The following is a 14,897-nucleotide window of genomic DNA, read 5'->3' on the forward strand; positions in this document are numbered from 1 at the left end:
TCGGAAATGTGACATAGAGGATTCTTATTAGAAGCGAGAAAACTATGAATCACGCCAAGCAAAAACGCAAGCAAAAACATCATCACCCGCCGGATTATCCCGGCGGCTTAGAGGACATCGCCCAGCGCAATACGGCTTTCGGCAGGCGCCTGGTGGAAGAATTTCGCAAGTTGAAGGAGCGTCGTCATGACTAACGTTGCCTATGCCGATTTCAGGCGTCAAAAGGTAAATTTGCAGATGGAAAATAAAAAACAAGGGCATGTTGCTCTGTTCAGGAGTCTGCTGTCTAAGGAGTGGGCCAAAGATACGGCTAAATTGGCTATGTGGATCAGATTGATTGGTGAGGCATCCTACAAGCCACGTACAGTGAAATTTGCTGGCAAGGAATGGCACCTTCAATTAGGCGAACTAGTCACTACTACTGCTATTCTGGCGCGTAAATTATGTGATCAGGATGGGGCTGAAAAAAGCAAGCAGTCTGTTATCCGAATGCTGAATTTTTTTGTCCGAGAAGGGATGATAACCACCAGAGGAACCAAACTTGGTACTGTGATATGCATCACAAATTATAGCCAATATCAAATAGGGTTAGACGATACACCCACCGATACACGCAAATCCAGATGTGACAATGCTTTGGAGGGGGCACCCGGTACACCACCCGATACACCGTTAGAGCAGTTTTTAGCCGGTACACCTTGCGATACACCAGCCGATACAAACAAACTCAGTGCTGGCAAGGCTTCAGCGTGTATACCCGGTACACCGCCCGAAGCACGATCCGGTGAACAGAACAAGAAATTAGTAGAACAAGAAGTAAATAATAAAACACATAGTCAACTTGCGTTGACTGCGAACTGTGAAAAACCGGAACGCAGAAAACCCATTTCATTCGACTACGAGTCCTACCTGAACGCCTACAACGACATCGTCGGAGACCGGTTACCTCATGCCGTTGAGGTCAATGCGCAGCGAAAACGCAAGCTCAAGTCGTTGGTAGGCTCCCTTGCGACACCGAATCTGGACGGCTTTCGTGCCTACGTTTTGGCGTTTATGGCTGCTGCCAGACCGTTTCACTTTGGTGAAAATGATCGTAGCTGGGTGGCAAATTTTGATTACTTGCTGCAACGCAACACACTGACGAAAATCAGGGAGGGCACACTGTGACAGACCAGGAAATCGAAGCCAGCGTCATCGGTGGCCTGCTGCTAGGCGGTTACACCCCTGATGCGGCGGATGTCCTCGCTACGCTGGATGACGACGCTTTCACCGCCAGTCTGTACCGTGAGACGTTCCGCGAAATTCGTCGTCAGGCGAAAACCCTTGGCCTGATTGACGGGCTGATGGTGGGTGAGGCGATGGGTAGCGGCAACTTTGGCGCGGTGATGGAAACGGCGAAGAAGTGTCCCAGCGCAGCAAATCTCAAGGGGTATGCGCGGGTACTGGCAGACTATCAGCGTGTGCGGCGCTTCACGGCTTTGTTGGGCGATGGACTGGAGCAGGTGCGCCAATCCTCGAACCACGAGCGAGCGCTGGCAGTGATGGGGCAGGTATTGGCCTCCCTGCGTGATATCGACTGCCCCGCCGACGAAGTGCGCCCGATGCATATCGACGAGCTGATAGACCCCTACACAGCGCTACTGGAAAAGCGTCTGAAGAATGGCGAAGCCTCGGACTCATTGAAAACGGGCATTGACGAACTGGATGAAATTCTCGGTGGTATCAATCCGGTAGATCTGGTGATTGTTGCCGCCCGTCCCGGCATGGGAAAGACTGAATTTGCCTTGAAGGTGGCGGAGGGTGTCGCTGCACAGCATACCACACGCCAGATTGACACGGAGAACGGCGCGATCACTGAAATCGAACGCAAGGGAGTATTGATCTTCTCGATGGAAATGGACGCGATGCAGGTTATCGAGCGCTCATTGGCGGGAGCCAGCCATCTTCCGGTTTCAACGTTGCGAAAGCCTTGCCGGATGGATGACGAAGGTTGGGCAAGAGTATCCCAGGGGCTTCGACGCTTACAGGGGCTTGATGTTTGGGTTGTGGATGCGTCATCGCTCACCATTGAGCAGATACGGGCCATTTCTTACCGGCACAAACTTACTCACCCTGCGTTATCGCTGATTATGGTCGATTATCTTGGCCTGATTGAGAAGCCCCGAGCAGAGCGTAATGACCTCGCCGTCGCGCATATTTCAGGCAGCCTCAAGCGTATGGCAAAGGAGCTTAAAACGCCGGTGATGTCGTTGAGCCAGTTATCCAGAAACGTAGAGCAACGCACCAATAAGCGGCCTACCTGTGCTAATTTAAGGGATTCAGGCAGCATCGAGCAAGACGCCGACAGCATCATCATGCTCTACCGCGATGCAGTGTACAACGAGAATAGTCCAGCGGCGAAATACGCTGAACTCATTGTCACTAAAAACCGGTTTGGCACCCAAGGAACGGCTTACCAGGAATTCAAAAACGGGCATTTTATGCCAACCGATCAGGAACAAGCTGCGAACGCTTGCCAGAACAACACTAACGTCGCGCCGATGAAACGTTATGCCAATGGAGCGGCAGTTTAGCGCAAACAGCGAGGAAAATACCGATGACGGCATATTTAACAGAATTAATCGTGGGGCTGCTTTTCATGGCAGCCCTTTTTATTTGGGTGGGTAAATTCAAAGGTGAGTGATGAATAAAACACGCTTCCTTCTGCGTGATGAACAAATACGAGAAAACCTGAAAGCGTTTATTGATTCACTCCCCACTGACGAACACCGCCCCCTCGAAATAACCATCAACGACAGCAAAAGAAATTTGCAGCAAAACAGTTTGTTCCATGTGCTATGCACTGATGTCTCACGGCAAGTGTTGTGGGCAGATAAACCGCGCTCGATGTTGGACTGGAAAGCGTTATTCGTCTCAGGCCATGCCATCGCCACAGGCAGGCCGGGAGAAGTGGTTACAGGGCTGGAGGGGGAATTTTGCAGCATCCGCGAGAGCACAGCTCAGATGGGCGTGAAGCGCATGAACAGTTTGATTGAGTACGCGCAAGCCTGGGCAGTGGGAAACGGCGTCAGGCTGCGGGAGGTGCGTTATTCAGGGGATTATTTTGGGAGAGCAACATGAAAAAGAGATTACAGAACACCAGCATCACTTTTCGGATGTTGCAGCACTGCTTATTCAGGCCGACCAAGCGTTCGCGCAATAAAGTCCGCGAGATACCTGCCGAGGAGGCGGTGACTACTTACGACTACAGCGCTCATATTCGTGACGTGCGGATGATGCGCGCCCGTACTCGGACTTCAAAAATAGATTTACAAGCTCAGTAAACTTGCATGGGTGGTGAGGAAATGATTATCAGCAAAACCCCGAAGGTGTGTAAGGACAGATGGCAGACGCCGCGCGAAGTATTCCAGGCATTAGATGCAGAGTTTGGGTTCTGCCTTGACGCTGCCGCCGACCACGATAACACCCTGTGTCGCCATTATCTGACCGAAGAGGATGATGCCCTGAGTTGCGAATGGCACACCCGGGGTGCCATTTTCTGCAATCCACCGTACAGCAATATCATGCCGTGGGTGAAAAAGGCTGCCGAGCAGTGCGCGTTACAGCAACAGACGGTCGTGATGCTCCTGCCCTCCGACACCTCGACAGCGTGGTTCGCTCAGGCACAAAAAACGGCTGATGAGGTGCGATTTATCACCGAGGGGCGATTGTCGTTTATCAGCGCTGAAACTGGCGAGAAGGGCAAGGCGGGTAACAGCAAGGGTAGCGTGTTGTTCATCTGGCGACCGTGGCGAACCACCCCAAAGGGGATGACCGTGGTAAGCAAGCAGGCGCTGATTAACCGAATGTGGGGGTAGGTATGGCAAATCTTCGCAAAGAAGCGCGGGGCCGCGAATGCATGGTTCGTTTGCCAGGAATATGCGGCGGTGATATCGAGACCGTGGTACTGGCACATTACCGCATGGCGGGACTCTGTGGTACCGGAATGAAACCCCATGATTTGTTCGGTGCCTGGACCTGTAGCCGGTGCCATAACGAAATCGACCGTCGAACCCGTTTAACCGATGCTGAATATGCCCGACTGGCACATCTGGAAGGCGTCATTCGCACACAGGCGGTCTTGCTGAAGGAGGAAAAGCTATCAACGTGAGGCGATACCACATCACTCTCCCGTTTCCTCCCTCGGTCAATCATTACTGGTATCACGCCAAAGGCAAACACTTCATCAAAGAGAAAGGCATCCAGTACCGGCGCTCGGTAATGGCCGAAATCGTGCGTCTACGGCTCGCTGTGCGGTTTTCCGGCCAGATTAGAGTCAGGGTGGTGGCGAACCCACCAGACCGCAGGAAACGGGATTTGGACAATCTTTTAAAAGCGCCCCTCGATGCGCTCCAGCACGCTGGGGTTTACGAAGACGACAACCAGATAATCGACCTGCACATCATCCGGGGCGAGAAGGTGCTGGGCGGGAAACTCGACATCACGTTAACGCTGCTGGAGGCATAGAATGAACATTGAGTGGGTGCGGGGCCGGGTCAGATACGCGTTGGCGGATACTCTCATCGCTGAAAACGGGCAGTTGGGCAATCTGGCGGAGGGGACGCGGATAGAGACCTCACGCTTCAATCGTAACCCGCCGCGCTTCTTGAGCTATGCGAACGGGCGCAAGGTCAGGGTGCCATCGTCGCCGGTGAAAGCGAAGCAAACGCGGGCGAAGGGCAAGTCGGCAATTCTGATGCTTGAGTACAATTATTCTCTCGTGCCCTGGCGTCGTGCCATCGGCTGCCTTGATGAGCCGCTACAGGCGTGGATCCGGTATTGCTACGGTGATTACCGGTATCATGCTGAGCAGCTCAAGGTGCTGCCTTACGTGTGGCAGAATTTCATAGAGCAGCAACCGGGGCATATATCCGACAAGGTGAGGCAGCGCTTACAAGGACTGGCGTTGCTTGCTGTGCAGGTGGTGGCACGGGAAATAGATGGTCGCCCGAATCGCTACACCTATGCTGAACTGGCGGATATGGTGGGTGTGACAGCTGACAATTGGCGGATGAGGTACGAGGGCTATTGGCGCGCCTTAATGGCGGAAGTTTCTGTACTAGATGAATACGCACTGGATGAGCTGTATCAACAGCGAAAGGGGCTTATCGAGGTGAGAAAGAAAAAGGATTTGCAAATGTTCGGTTTTTGCTTATAATTTGGCTATAAATCTATATGATGTTTAAATTGTAGCTAAAGCTTGGATGCATCAAATCCGGCTTCTCAAGGCCTCAACTCCCTCAGGTGTTTGGGGTTTTCTGCTATTGACAGCTACTGATTGCTGAATAAAATTATTGCGTCGCACATCTAATTGTTGTCTAGTCCGTATCAGTTTGCGCAGATGTGCGATAAGGCCCCGGTTAATGCCGGGGCTTTGTTCTAACAAAAAAATCCAAGTGCTTTCTCTAGGGTGGTCATTTTTATATTAGAATCCCCCTTAAGAACCATATCTGTTCGGTACTCAGCAATAGTTTCTAGTGATGACCATACCGTCGAGTCATGCTTTTGTATACTGCTGTGCTGGGATAAAAGCTCTTTATCATCGTAATCTTCGACATTAGTATAGAGGGCCACGTAGCGTAAAGCTTGTACTCGCGATGATTCGCCTTCAGCGCCAAATTTGAACGCATTCTGGACGGCTGCAATTGTTGCGATACATAAGCCGGTAAAAAGAGGATTTCCAATGGAGGCCATGACAGATGAGCCGAGAAGCAACAGACAGAAAGTAAGAACTTTATCAATTCTGCCTGTAATCACACTAAAAATGCGGTGTAGAACATAAGAGTAATAGATTGCGTAAACAGTGTTTTCTCGACTCATAAATCCTCTTTAATTACTTTTACCGCTTCCCCCTGAATTATTTTGAGATGGCGGTGTAATTGGTTTGGGTTGTTTGGCTTGCTCGTAGATTGTCTTTGCAAGCCCTTTGGGTAGACTGTCACCAGTAACTTGATGTTTAGGGTTGCTCATAAATTTCTCCGTGTCTGAATAGTAAATTTTGGCGAGTTAACGATATCAGATGTGGAAATGCGCCGCCAGACGTTATCTGGCACTTATTCCAAGGCTACGCTCCGGCGTGGCCTTTTTAATTTCTGACCGACAGCCACCCATCTAGAGGTGGGGTGATAAAAACAATGGGAAATTACACAACCGGCTACGCCTATAGCTGGGGTTTTGTCACGTGCCTGTTGGGCGTGTTCTCTCTCAGTCAGTGGGCATTGATTATTGGTATTGCCTGTACGCTGGCTACTTTCCTGCTGAACTGGATTTACCGGCATAAGGAATACCGTTTTAGGACGAAACGCGACCAATGAATCCCGATCTCCGTAACCGATTGATAAAAGCCACAGCAGGCGGCGCTATTGCTATGGCCACGGTACTCATCCAATGGCACGAGGGCGTACGCTACACGCCCTACCGGGATTCCGGCGGCGTGTTGTCGGTCTGTTATGGGCATACCGGTAGCGATATCGTTCCTGGTAAACGCTATAACGCTGCTGAATGCCAATACCTGTTGGATAGCGACCTGAAAGCGGCAATGGCCGTCGTTAACGTCAATGTCACGGTATCGCTAACAGAGAGCCAAAAAGCAGCGCTTGCGTCGTTCGTCTACAACGTGGGGAGCGGGGCGTTTGAGCGCTCGACGCTGCTGAAGAAGCTGAACGCCGGAGACAGGGCCGGTGCCTGTAACGAGATGCGGCGCTGGAAGTATGTTGACGGCAAGGTCTCGAAGGGGCTGGTCAGTCGGCGGGCGGTAGAGCGCGAGCTTTGTCTGACACCATCGTAACCCATTAATCCAAACCAATGAGCCTCGGCACAGTCCGGGGCTTTTTTTCACCTGCGCACCGAAAGCGCATCTAAAAACACCGAACCTGAACCTATGGAATGAGCCTTTGAGGGCGTCAGTTTGTGCTGGCGAGCCTTCGGTGGGCTGACGTTCTATTTCGGCAAAGGTTCATTTCATAGAAAAGGTAAACGCAATGAAAACATTAACGTTTAAAAATCACTCCGTGGTGCCGTTTGACAATGGTGACGGGAAAATCTGGTTTACCAGTGAGCAATTGGCGGAACTGCTGGGCTACGCTGACAGCAAGAAGATTGCCAATCTCTATAACCGTCATAAGGATGAGTTCACAGCCTGTATGTCAACCTTGGCCAAAGTGAGGACCTGTAATGAAAACAATGAATTACAGCATACTCAAGTACGCGTGTTTTCGCCACGGGGCGCTCACCTTATTGGCATGGTATCGCGTACCAAGGTAGCTAAAGACCTTCGTATTTGGTTGCTGGACCTGGCTGAAAAAGAATCAGGTATTGAAGTCGGCTGCCTTGAAGTTAGCAATCTCACTCAGCTTGCAGGGCAAAAGCTCCACGATGTGATAGCGGCATTTGACAAAAAGTCATTCAAACATCGTGGGCAGAAAGGAAGTGGATTACTCGCCCAACGTAAACGCGACATCCAGACGATCAAGGAAGCGACCAAACTCGCTCTGCAATTGACGCAAATAGCCATCCCAGATTTGGGCGGCTTTCCCGATACTGATGAAGATCCGCAAACAGCATGAAAGACTACACACCATTCATTGAAAAATATGTGGTCGCTGAACTGGTGAAACAGGGCTACGAGCAATCGGTCGCCCTGAAGGGTGCTGACAGGGCGGTAGACTATTACCGCCACTGTGCCTCCGCCAGTGCCAGAGGCAAGATGTTTGACGACTGCCTGCATATTGCCAAGGTGTGGGCAAGTAAGTATCAGCCGAAACGCAAGGGTGCTGCACGATGAATACCGTTCTCGGTTGGCGGATGATAGTAGTCGGCCTTTTGCTCGCGACGACTACCGCTCTCGCTATAGTGGTTAGAGTTCAGTACGTCGAAATCACCCATTTAAAGCAGGCGAACCAATCGATGGTCGCCGAGCGTGACGCCGCCCGCGCACAGTTTACCCACTATGAACAGGCGATAGCGCTGTTCAACCAGATAGCCGGAGCGACACAGGATGCACATCAGCACGCGGTGCAGGACTTTCAGCCCCGTATTGTCCAGATACGCGAGGCCATTACGCCTAAGCGCTGTGCTCGTCTGCCTGTGCCTGCTGGGGCTGTTAACCGGCTGCGGGCGCACGCAGACAAGATACCTGCCCATCCAACCCGCGCCGATACCGGCCACGCTGCTCGATGATTGTCCACCACCGGTCATCCCGGAGCGCATGACGTGGGGCGACAGCGTGATACTCAACGAGAAGCTGTTGCTGGCGCTGGAGATGTGCAATCAGGATAAAGCCGCTTTGAGGCAGATTGAGGATATAAGACATGGGACGACAAACAAAAAATAAAGTCGGTCGCCCGAGTGAGCTTGCACAAAGTCTGGAAAAGGCTAAAGCGTATTTGTTAGGGGACTATGAAAAGCTGGGTGATGTTGTCCCGAGCATCGCCGGATTGGCTTGCTATCTCGCCGTATCGCGCTCATCAGTGTACGACTGGGCTAAACAATCCAATGAATTTTCGTACATCGTAGAGGGCATTCTGGCCCTACAGGAAAATTGTTTAATTAACAAAGGATTGCAGGGCGAGTTTAACGCAACGATTGCCAAGCTTATGCTGACCAAACATGGCTACTCCGATAAGCAGGAGCTGACCGGCAAAGACGGCGGCCCACTTCAGGTAGAGACCAAACCACTCTCCTCACTATTTCATGATGACGAATCTTAATGCTATTTTCCGTCCATTCATCCAGCCACATCGCTACAAGATTGCCAAAGGTGGACGGGGAAGCGGTAAATCATGGGCCATCGCACGACTACTAGTAGAGATAGCGCGACGAGGCACTTATCGCTTTCTTTGCGCTCGTGAGTTCCAAGCCAGTATGGCCGATTCTGTTATCCAGTTGATTGCAGACACTATCCAGCGCGAAGGGTATCTGAAGGAGTTTGAGATTCACAAAGCGTATATCCGCCATCTTGCCACCGATAGCCTGTTTATGTTTTACGGTATAAAAAATAACGTTACCAAAATTAAATCGCTGGAAGGCATTGATATTGCGTGGGTGGAAGAAGCTGAAGCGGTGACCAAGGAGAGCTGGGATATTCTTATCCCCACTATCCGCAAACCGGGCAGTGAAATCTGGGTTAGCTTTAACCCGAAGAATATCCTCGACGACACCTATCAACGGTTTGTTGTCAATCCACCGGATGATATCTGCCTGCTGACGGTGAATTACACCGATAATCCCCATTTTCCTGACGTACTCCGCCTGGAAATGGAGGAGTGTAAGCGCAAGGATTACGACCTGTATTTGCACATCTGGGAAGGGGAGCCGGTCGCGGACAGCGACCTGGCGATTATCAAGCCGTTGTGGATTGCTGCGGCCGTCGATGCGCATATGACGCTGGGATTTGAGCCAGCGGGTAAAAAACGTATTGGTTTTGACGTCGCAGACGAGGGTGAGGATAGCAATGCGTTGATATTGTCCCACGGTTCAGTCGTTATGCATCTGGAGACGTGGAATAAAGGCGATGTTATTCAATCAGCAGACAGAGTGAAAAATTACGCTGAAAGCGTCATCGCTGATGAAATTATCTTTGACTCTATCGGCGTAGGGACGGGTGTGAAAGCACATTTGCGGCGAGTGAGTCGTATTACCGCGTCTGGCTTCAATGCCGGGGGGGCCGTTTTTAAACCTGATGCAAAATATGTTGATGGAAAAACCAACAAAGATATGTTTGCAAACCTCAAGGCACAGGCGTGGTGGGGCGTTCGGGAACGATTCTATAACACCTGGCGGGCCGTGGAGCATGTAAAGCACCATCCCGACGATAGCGATTTTGTCAAAGGGCTGAGAGACGACCAACTCATTAGTCTTTCATCCTGTCTTTCATCACTTGACTATCTCAAGGCGGAATTGTCGCGCCCCTGGGTTGACTACGACAACAACGGCAGGGTCAAGGTGGAAAGTAAAAAGGACATGAAAAAACGCGGCATACCGTCCCCCAATCGGGCTGACGCTCTGATTATGGCCTTTGCGCCAACGTATAAACCTTTCCACATTCCTGATGAGGCCTTTTACTGATGGGCAGACGCGATAAAAAACGCGTGACAGCGGATGCGCCTGTTTCGCCGAAAAAACCGTTTTCTATCCCGCTGTCGGCGTTGAATACAGGAAATGATGCCAGGGTGGCGGCGTTTGAGCCCTACAAGCCGCCGGAGGGTGTCATTCCCGCAGAGCAACGCGACAGCGCGCTGGCAATGGACAGTACGCCTTATGAGACGTTAAACAGCTATAGCATGGGCTTTCAGTATGGTGGCTTCCGGGGCTATCCGTATCTTGCCATGTTGTCGCAAGCCCCGGAATACGCCAATGTCCACGCGGTCTTTGCCGATGAAATCACCCGGACAGGGATAAAAATCACCAGCAGTGCCGATGAGCCCGCGCTGGTTGAGCACATGGAAGACTTGTTAATCAAGTATGGCGTTAAGGACATCGTGCATCATGCCGTCTTCCATGACTCTCTGTTTGGAGTGGCGCATATCTATATTGATACCGGTGCGGATGACCATGAAAAGCAGAACCCGCTGTTCAAAGATCCGCGCAAGGTGAACGGCAAGTTGAAAGGGTTTCGTCTGGTTGAGCCGGTCTGGATGTACCCAGCGATGTACAATGCCAATGATCCGCTCGCCGATAATTACTATCGCCCGGATGCGTGGTTTGTTATGGGTAAAACGGTGCATGCCTCGCGTTTTATTGACCTGGTCTCGCGTCCCGTGTCGCAAATCCTCAAACCGTCTTACAACTTTGGAGGCCTGTCACTGACGCAGCTCATGGAGCCTTACGTCAATGCATGGGCGCAAATCCGCCAGGAAATTCCCAAGATCATCAAGGCGTTCACGTTATCTGGCCTGAAAACAGATATGGACGCCAGAATGCAAAATCCTGCTGAATTCAAACGCCGTATTGACCTGATGGCCGAGTATCGCAACAACCGTGGCGTGCTGGCGCTTGACAAAGAAGAGGAGTTTTTCCAGGTCAATACTCCCATGACCGATCTGGAAAAACTGGCCACCAATTACCAGGAGCAGTTGTGTATCCCCTCGCGGATGCCGGTGATTAAGCTGTTGGGCAATTTGCCCCCCGGGCTCAGCTCGAGTGGTCAGGGTGAGATCGATGTCTGGCATGAAACCGTGGCGGGGATCCAGGAGCGGGACGTTAGACCACTGATTAAAGCGATGCTGGATTACATTATGCTCGCTGAGTTGGGGGAAATTCGTGAAGAAATTGATTTCGAGTTTAATCCCCTGGAAGAGATGAGTGATATTGAGCTGGCTGATGTACGTCTGAAAAACGCGCAGGCACTCAGTACGTTGCAAATCGCCGGTACCATTGATACGGCAGACGGTCACCAGTGGTTGATGAATGACCTGCATTCCGGCTTCGGCTTCCTGAAGGACACGGAACATGAACAAGAGGAAGAATACGAAGAAGACGCTTGATCCGGTTCTGCCCAATGCCAGCATTACGTGCTGGTATGAGCGGACGCTGCGCCGCGATATCAGGGCGATGTCTCGTGAGGTGATAACGGCTATCCAGTCGGTTTTTAACGAGACGGGGATGGCAAACGATGCCAGCCCGGCGGCGCATTTTAGAACGTTGCTGCGCCAGCTCACCACGCGTTGGGGACGGCGCTTCAATCGATTATCGCAAGAGATAGCAAAGACCTTTTATGCACGTACACAAGGTCATACTGACCGGGCCCTGATAGTGCAGCTCAAGGCGATGGGCTTTGCCCTTGATTTCAACATGACCGCCGAGATGCACAATGCCTCAACCGCGATCATCGCCGAGAATGTCTCGCTGATAAAATCGATACCGCAGAACTATTTCACACAGATTGAGTCACTAGTGATGCAGTCAGTAGCACGCGGCAGCGATTTGGGTACCCTGACGCAGCAGTTAACCGAGCAATACCGCGTCACGGCGCGTCGGGCGCAGCTGATTGCACGAGACCAGACCCGCAAGGCCAATGCGACGCTGGCGGTTATCCGGCAACGTTCGCTGGGGATAACCAGGGGTATCTGGCAGCACACTGGTGCCGGTCAACATCCCAGGGCTGACCATGTGGCCGCCAGTGGCCGCGAGTTTGACCTCGCCAAAGGGTGTCTGATTAGCGGCGAATATCTTTTTCCCGGACAAAAAATTAACTGTGGCTGCATCTGGCGGCCCGTTCTCCCGTTTCAGGATTAATCCATGCCAATCAGAAATGAACGCCTTGCGATGGACTCCGCCCGCGAGGTGGACCGGTTCGGCAAGATGTTTGTGCGCGACAATCGCATCAGCAAGGCCACCATCAACGACTATTACGGGGAGGAAATCCCCGGCCATGAAAAACTTGGACTGCAAAAAAAGCGGCTCTATCGCCTTTTACGGGCCCCCGAGGAGCTTGAGCAGTCCACCGCCAGTTTTCGCGGTATTCCCGTGCTGCTGGGGCATCCCGAGAACAATAACACCCGGCCACTGGCTGAATTGGCGGTCGGCGCGGTGATGAACGATGTGCGCTATGAACATCCTTACCTGGTGGCCTCTATTGTGGTCTGGGATGCGGGTGCATAGGCCGGTATCGAAACCGATATCCAGCGCGAACTCTCCCCGTCATACAAGTACACGGCGGATATGACACCGGGTGAGTTTGAAGGTGAAAACTATGATGGGGTGATGCGCGATATTCACGCTTATCACCTCGCCATCGTACCGGACGGGCGCACGGGCCCGGATATTCTCGTCAATGACGCAAAACCAGAGGGTTTACCCATGTCAGAAGAAAAAGACACCTCGGCGCAGGATGATGTGCTCGCGGGTCTCAAGGAGCGCTTGCCAAACGCAAGCGATGAAGAATTACAGTCGGTTTCTGAGTTTATGGCTAAGCGCGCCGCAAAAGCCAATGACGAAGAGCAAGACAAAAAAGCCGATGATGAAGAGGACAAAAACGAAAAAGCGGATGACCAGGAGGACGATAAAAAAGCCAACGATGCGCGACCGCTGACCGCCAATGATGCGGCGATTATCGCCCGTCAGGCAACCGAACAGGGCCGTAAGGCGGCCTGGACGGACTTTATGGCGTTACGTCAGGCCGAGCGCGACTGTGCCTCCCTGATTGGTGAAGTCGCCTGTGATTCGGCCGAAGACGTGTACCGACTGGCGCTGGCGCAAGAAGGTATCGACACCCAAGGTGTTCACCCTTCCGCGTTGCCAAAAATGGTTGAAGTGCTGAAATCCCGGCCCTCACAACCGCCCACCGTGGCGATGGATGCCCATTCCGTTAACCGCGTAGACAGCTTCTTTGGAGGTCAATAATGGCATTTCAACAAAACGTCGAGCTGTATCCTGCTCCTGGGCGTGAAGGGGCGTTTGCCTCCTGTAATGATGCTTTCGCCGTACCGCCGCCGGCTGACGGGTTTCGGGCGGGGAAAAATGGCCTGAACATGGCTCGTTTCGCCTGGCGCGACACCACCAGTGATGTGCTTCTTAACAATACCGGCACCGGTAAACCGCTTGGCTTTGTTGGTAATGAGATGACCGGCATCATCGGCCTATTTGACGCGACCACCATGAAAATCAGTGCCGGTACCCACGTCTCCGTGTACATGACCGGGGATTTTTGGGCAAAAGCCGCGACTACCGCCGCCATTGGGCAGAAAGTATTTGCCGTACTGGCCGATGGCACCCTGAAAACCGGGGAGGCAGATGCCACCGTTGACGGTGCACTGGAAACCCCCTTCGTGGTCATGACCGCCGCTGCTGTCGGTGAAATATTCAAAATGTCGAGCTGGAGCTAACCATGTCAGGACTTACTCAACAGGATTTTCATGCGGTGATGAACCGCGCCAAGGCCGGTGGTGTGACACTGCCGGCGTCCGTCAGTCGCCTCTATCTGGCCAATGACGCGCAGCCGTTGCCTTCTACCGTCACCAACGGCGGTATTCCTGCTATCGTTGCCGGCGGCATTGATCCGACCATACTGAAAACCATTTTCGCACCAACGCGCGCGGCTGAAATTTACGGGGAACGCAAGCTGGGGGCCTGGGAGCTGGATTACCATCTGATTGGCCGCTCGGAATACTCAGGCGAGACCGTGTCTTATGGCGATTACAATAATAACGGCGCGAACCAGGTCAATATCCAATGGGAGAATATCCGCCAGTATCGTTACCAGAGCATGATCACCTATGGCGATCTGGAAGTGAAGCGTTACGGTTTGGCACTGGTCAATTATGTGGCTGAAAAGCAGAATGCCATTGCCAACACATTGAATATCGTGCGCAACAAGTTCGCTTTCTACGGCGTTTCAGGCGTGAACCACGGGGCGCTGAATGATCCGTCCCTGCCCACGCCGATTACTCCCGTGGCGAATGCCAGTAAGAAAACGCAGTGGAAAGATAAAACCATCCAGGAGCGCTACAACGATATTCTGGCGCTGTACGGCGATCTGGTCGGTCGCACTCACGGTGCCGTCGGAGATGGGGTAGATATGGCCTCGCCGTTAAAACTGGTGCTTTCTAACCAGGCGTCCGTCTACCTGAAAAGCGCTAATGAAAGCTTCAACACCTCGCTGGAAGACATGATTAAGAAAGCCTTCCCGAATCTGGTGATTGAAACCGCGCCGCAGTTCAGTACCGATGCCGGTGAACTGATGCAGATGTTCCTGTCGGAATGGGGTGGCCAGCCGTCATGCTATGTGGCCTTCTCGGAAAAATACCGCGCGCATCCGGTTATCACCCAGCCGTCAAGCTGGGAGCAGAAAGTGTCCGCCGGAACCTTTGGTACCGTCATTACACAGCCGATGCTGTTTGCTCAAATGTTGGGGATTTAAT

Annotated in this window: 22 protein-coding genes and 1 pseudogene; 21 read left to right on the forward strand and 2 right to left on the reverse strand. The window is 52.2% G+C overall.

Features of this window, described 5'->3' with window-relative positions; all coding sequences use genetic code 11:
* The first annotated feature begins 44 nt into the window (after window positions 1–44).
* The 9 genes from ACMX3H_RS10445 to ACMX3H_RS10485 all read left to right on the forward strand — a co-directional run bounded on the left by ACMX3H_RS10445 (window position 45) and on the right by ACMX3H_RS10485 (window position 5,197).
* Window positions 45–194 carry a hypothetical protein gene (locus tag ACMX3H_RS10445; protein WP_415210773.1) on the forward strand — a complete coding sequence of 50 codons (150 nt, stop codon included), beginning with the start codon at window positions 45–47 and terminating at the stop codon, window positions 192–194.
* Window positions 187–1,167, forward strand: coding sequence for a replication protein (locus ACMX3H_RS10450; protein ID WP_415210774.1), 981 nt, complete (start codon window positions 187–189; stop codon window positions 1,165–1,167). The genes ACMX3H_RS10445 and ACMX3H_RS10450 overlap by 8 nt, the downstream gene beginning before the upstream one ends.
* Window positions 1,164–2,573 (forward strand): replicative DNA helicase, encoded by a 1,410-nt coding sequence (locus tag ACMX3H_RS10455; protein WP_415210775.1) that lies wholly within the window; start codon window positions 1,164–1,166, stop codon window positions 2,571–2,573. Before ACMX3H_RS10450 ends, ACMX3H_RS10455 begins: the two co-directional genes overlap by 4 nt.
* Window positions 2,574–2,682: 109 nt before the next feature.
* Window positions 2,683–3,120 carry a recombination protein NinB gene (locus tag ACMX3H_RS10460; protein WP_415210776.1) on the forward strand — a complete coding sequence of 146 codons (438 nt, stop codon included), beginning with the start codon at window positions 2,683–2,685 and terminating at the stop codon, window positions 3,118–3,120.
* A complete protein-coding gene (locus ACMX3H_RS10465; RefSeq protein WP_415210777.1) occupies window positions 3,117–3,323 on the forward strand; it encodes a NinE family protein in 207 nt (68 codons plus the stop codon). Before ACMX3H_RS10460 ends, ACMX3H_RS10465 begins: the two co-directional genes overlap by 4 nt.
* 21 nt (window positions 3,324–3,344) lie before the next feature.
* Window positions 3,345–3,857: a phage N-6-adenine-methyltransferase gene (locus ACMX3H_RS10470; RefSeq protein WP_415210778.1), complete on the forward strand. Its 513-nt coding sequence runs from the start codon at window positions 3,345–3,347 to the stop codon at window positions 3,855–3,857.
* Window positions 3,858–3,859: 2 nt separating this feature from the next.
* Window positions 3,860–4,150, forward strand: a complete 291-nt coding sequence (locus ACMX3H_RS10475) for a DUF1364 domain-containing protein (protein ID WP_415210779.1) — start codon at window positions 3,860–3,862, stop codon at window positions 4,148–4,150.
* A complete protein-coding gene (locus tag ACMX3H_RS10480; RefSeq protein WP_415210780.1) occupies window positions 4,147–4,506 on the forward strand; it encodes a RusA family crossover junction endodeoxyribonuclease in 360 nt (119 codons plus the stop codon). The genes ACMX3H_RS10475 and ACMX3H_RS10480 overlap by 4 nt, the downstream gene beginning before the upstream one ends.
* 1 nt (window position 4,507) lies before the next feature.
* Window positions 4,508–5,197: a bacteriophage antitermination protein Q gene (locus tag ACMX3H_RS10485; protein ID WP_415210781.1), complete on the forward strand. Its 690-nt coding sequence runs from the start codon at window positions 4,508–4,510 to the stop codon at window positions 5,195–5,197.
* A 221-nt stretch (window positions 5,198–5,418) separates the two neighbouring features.
* Here the strand turns inward: ACMX3H_RS10485 and ACMX3H_RS10490 are convergent, their stop codons facing one another.
* Window positions 5,419–5,859 carry a hypothetical protein gene (locus ACMX3H_RS10490; protein ID WP_415210782.1) on the reverse strand — a complete coding sequence of 147 codons (441 nt, stop codon included), beginning with the start codon at window positions 5,857–5,859 and terminating at the stop codon, window positions 5,419–5,421.
* A gap of 9 nt (window positions 5,860–5,868) precedes the next feature.
* Complete coding sequence (locus tag ACMX3H_RS10495) at window positions 5,869–6,009, reverse strand: hypothetical protein (protein WP_415210783.1); 141 nt, start codon at window positions 6,007–6,009, stop codon at window positions 5,869–5,871.
* A 164-nt stretch (window positions 6,010–6,173) separates the two neighbouring features.
* On the opposite strand from ACMX3H_RS10495, the gene ACMX3H_RS10500 reads away from it, so the two are divergent.
* The 12 genes and pseudogenes from ACMX3H_RS10500 to ACMX3H_RS10555 all read left to right on the forward strand — a co-directional run bounded on the left by ACMX3H_RS10500 (window position 6,174) and on the right by ACMX3H_RS10555 (window position 14,896).
* On the forward strand, window positions 6,174–6,353 hold the full coding sequence (locus ACMX3H_RS10500) for a phage holin family protein (protein WP_415210784.1): 180 nt from the start codon (window positions 6,174–6,176) through the stop codon (window positions 6,351–6,353).
* Entirely contained in the window at window positions 6,350–6,826 is a 477-nt protein-coding gene (locus ACMX3H_RS10505; RefSeq protein ID WP_415210785.1) for a lysozyme, read from the forward strand. Before ACMX3H_RS10500 ends, ACMX3H_RS10505 begins: the two co-directional genes overlap by 4 nt.
* 193 nt (window positions 6,827–7,019) lie before the next feature.
* Window positions 7,020–7,604, forward strand: a complete 585-nt coding sequence (locus ACMX3H_RS10510; protein WP_415210786.1) for a BRO family protein — start codon at window positions 7,020–7,022, stop codon at window positions 7,602–7,604.
* On the forward strand, window positions 7,601–7,822 hold the full coding sequence (locus ACMX3H_RS10515) for a hypothetical protein (protein WP_415210787.1): 222 nt from the start codon (window positions 7,601–7,603) through the stop codon (window positions 7,820–7,822). Before ACMX3H_RS10510 ends, ACMX3H_RS10515 begins: the two co-directional genes overlap by 4 nt.
* Window positions 7,819–8,217, forward strand: a complete 399-nt coding sequence (locus tag ACMX3H_RS10520; RefSeq protein WP_415210788.1) for a hypothetical protein — start codon at window positions 7,819–7,821, stop codon at window positions 8,215–8,217. Before ACMX3H_RS10515 ends, ACMX3H_RS10520 begins: the two co-directional genes overlap by 4 nt.
* 131 nt (window positions 8,218–8,348) lie before the next feature.
* The gene (locus tag ACMX3H_RS10525; protein ID WP_415210789.1) at window positions 8,349–8,747 is read left to right on the forward strand and encodes a DNA-packaging protein; all 399 of its coding nucleotides are present in this window, start codon (window positions 8,349–8,351) and stop codon (window positions 8,745–8,747) included.
* Complete coding sequence (locus ACMX3H_RS10530) at window positions 8,734–10,104, forward strand: PBSX family phage terminase large subunit (RefSeq protein WP_415210815.1); 1,371 nt, start codon at window positions 8,734–8,736, stop codon at window positions 10,102–10,104. The genes ACMX3H_RS10525 and ACMX3H_RS10530 overlap by 14 nt, the downstream gene beginning before the upstream one ends.
* Complete coding sequence (locus ACMX3H_RS10535; protein WP_415210790.1) at window positions 10,104–11,522, forward strand: DUF1073 domain-containing protein; 1,419 nt, start codon at window positions 10,104–10,106, stop codon at window positions 11,520–11,522. The genes ACMX3H_RS10530 and ACMX3H_RS10535 overlap by 1 nt, the downstream gene beginning before the upstream one ends.
* Window positions 11,488–12,273 carry a phage minor head protein gene (locus tag ACMX3H_RS10540; protein ID WP_415210791.1) on the forward strand — a complete coding sequence of 262 codons (786 nt, stop codon included), beginning with the start codon at window positions 11,488–11,490 and terminating at the stop codon, window positions 12,271–12,273. Before ACMX3H_RS10535 ends, ACMX3H_RS10540 begins: the two co-directional genes overlap by 35 nt.
* A 30-nt stretch (window positions 12,274–12,303) precedes the next feature.
* A pseudogene (locus ACMX3H_RS10545) lies at window positions 12,304–13,380 on the forward strand (DUF2213 domain-containing protein).
* Window positions 13,380–13,862, forward strand: coding sequence for a hypothetical protein (locus ACMX3H_RS10550; protein ID WP_415210792.1), 483 nt, complete (start codon window positions 13,380–13,382; stop codon window positions 13,860–13,862). Before ACMX3H_RS10545 ends, ACMX3H_RS10550 begins: the two are co-directional and overlap by 1 nt.
* A 2-nt stretch (window positions 13,863–13,864) precedes the next feature.
* The gene (locus ACMX3H_RS10555) at window positions 13,865–14,896 is read left to right on the forward strand and encodes a hypothetical protein (protein ID WP_415210793.1); all 1,032 of its coding nucleotides are present in this window, start codon (window positions 13,865–13,867) and stop codon (window positions 14,894–14,896) included.
* The last annotated feature ends 1 nt before the right edge of the window (window position 14,897 follow it).

It is taken from the genome of Sodalis sp. (in: enterobacteria) (genome assembly GCF_047607725.1).
Classification (GTDB): Bacteria; Pseudomonadota; Gammaproteobacteria; order Enterobacterales; family Enterobacteriaceae; genus JBLKSS01.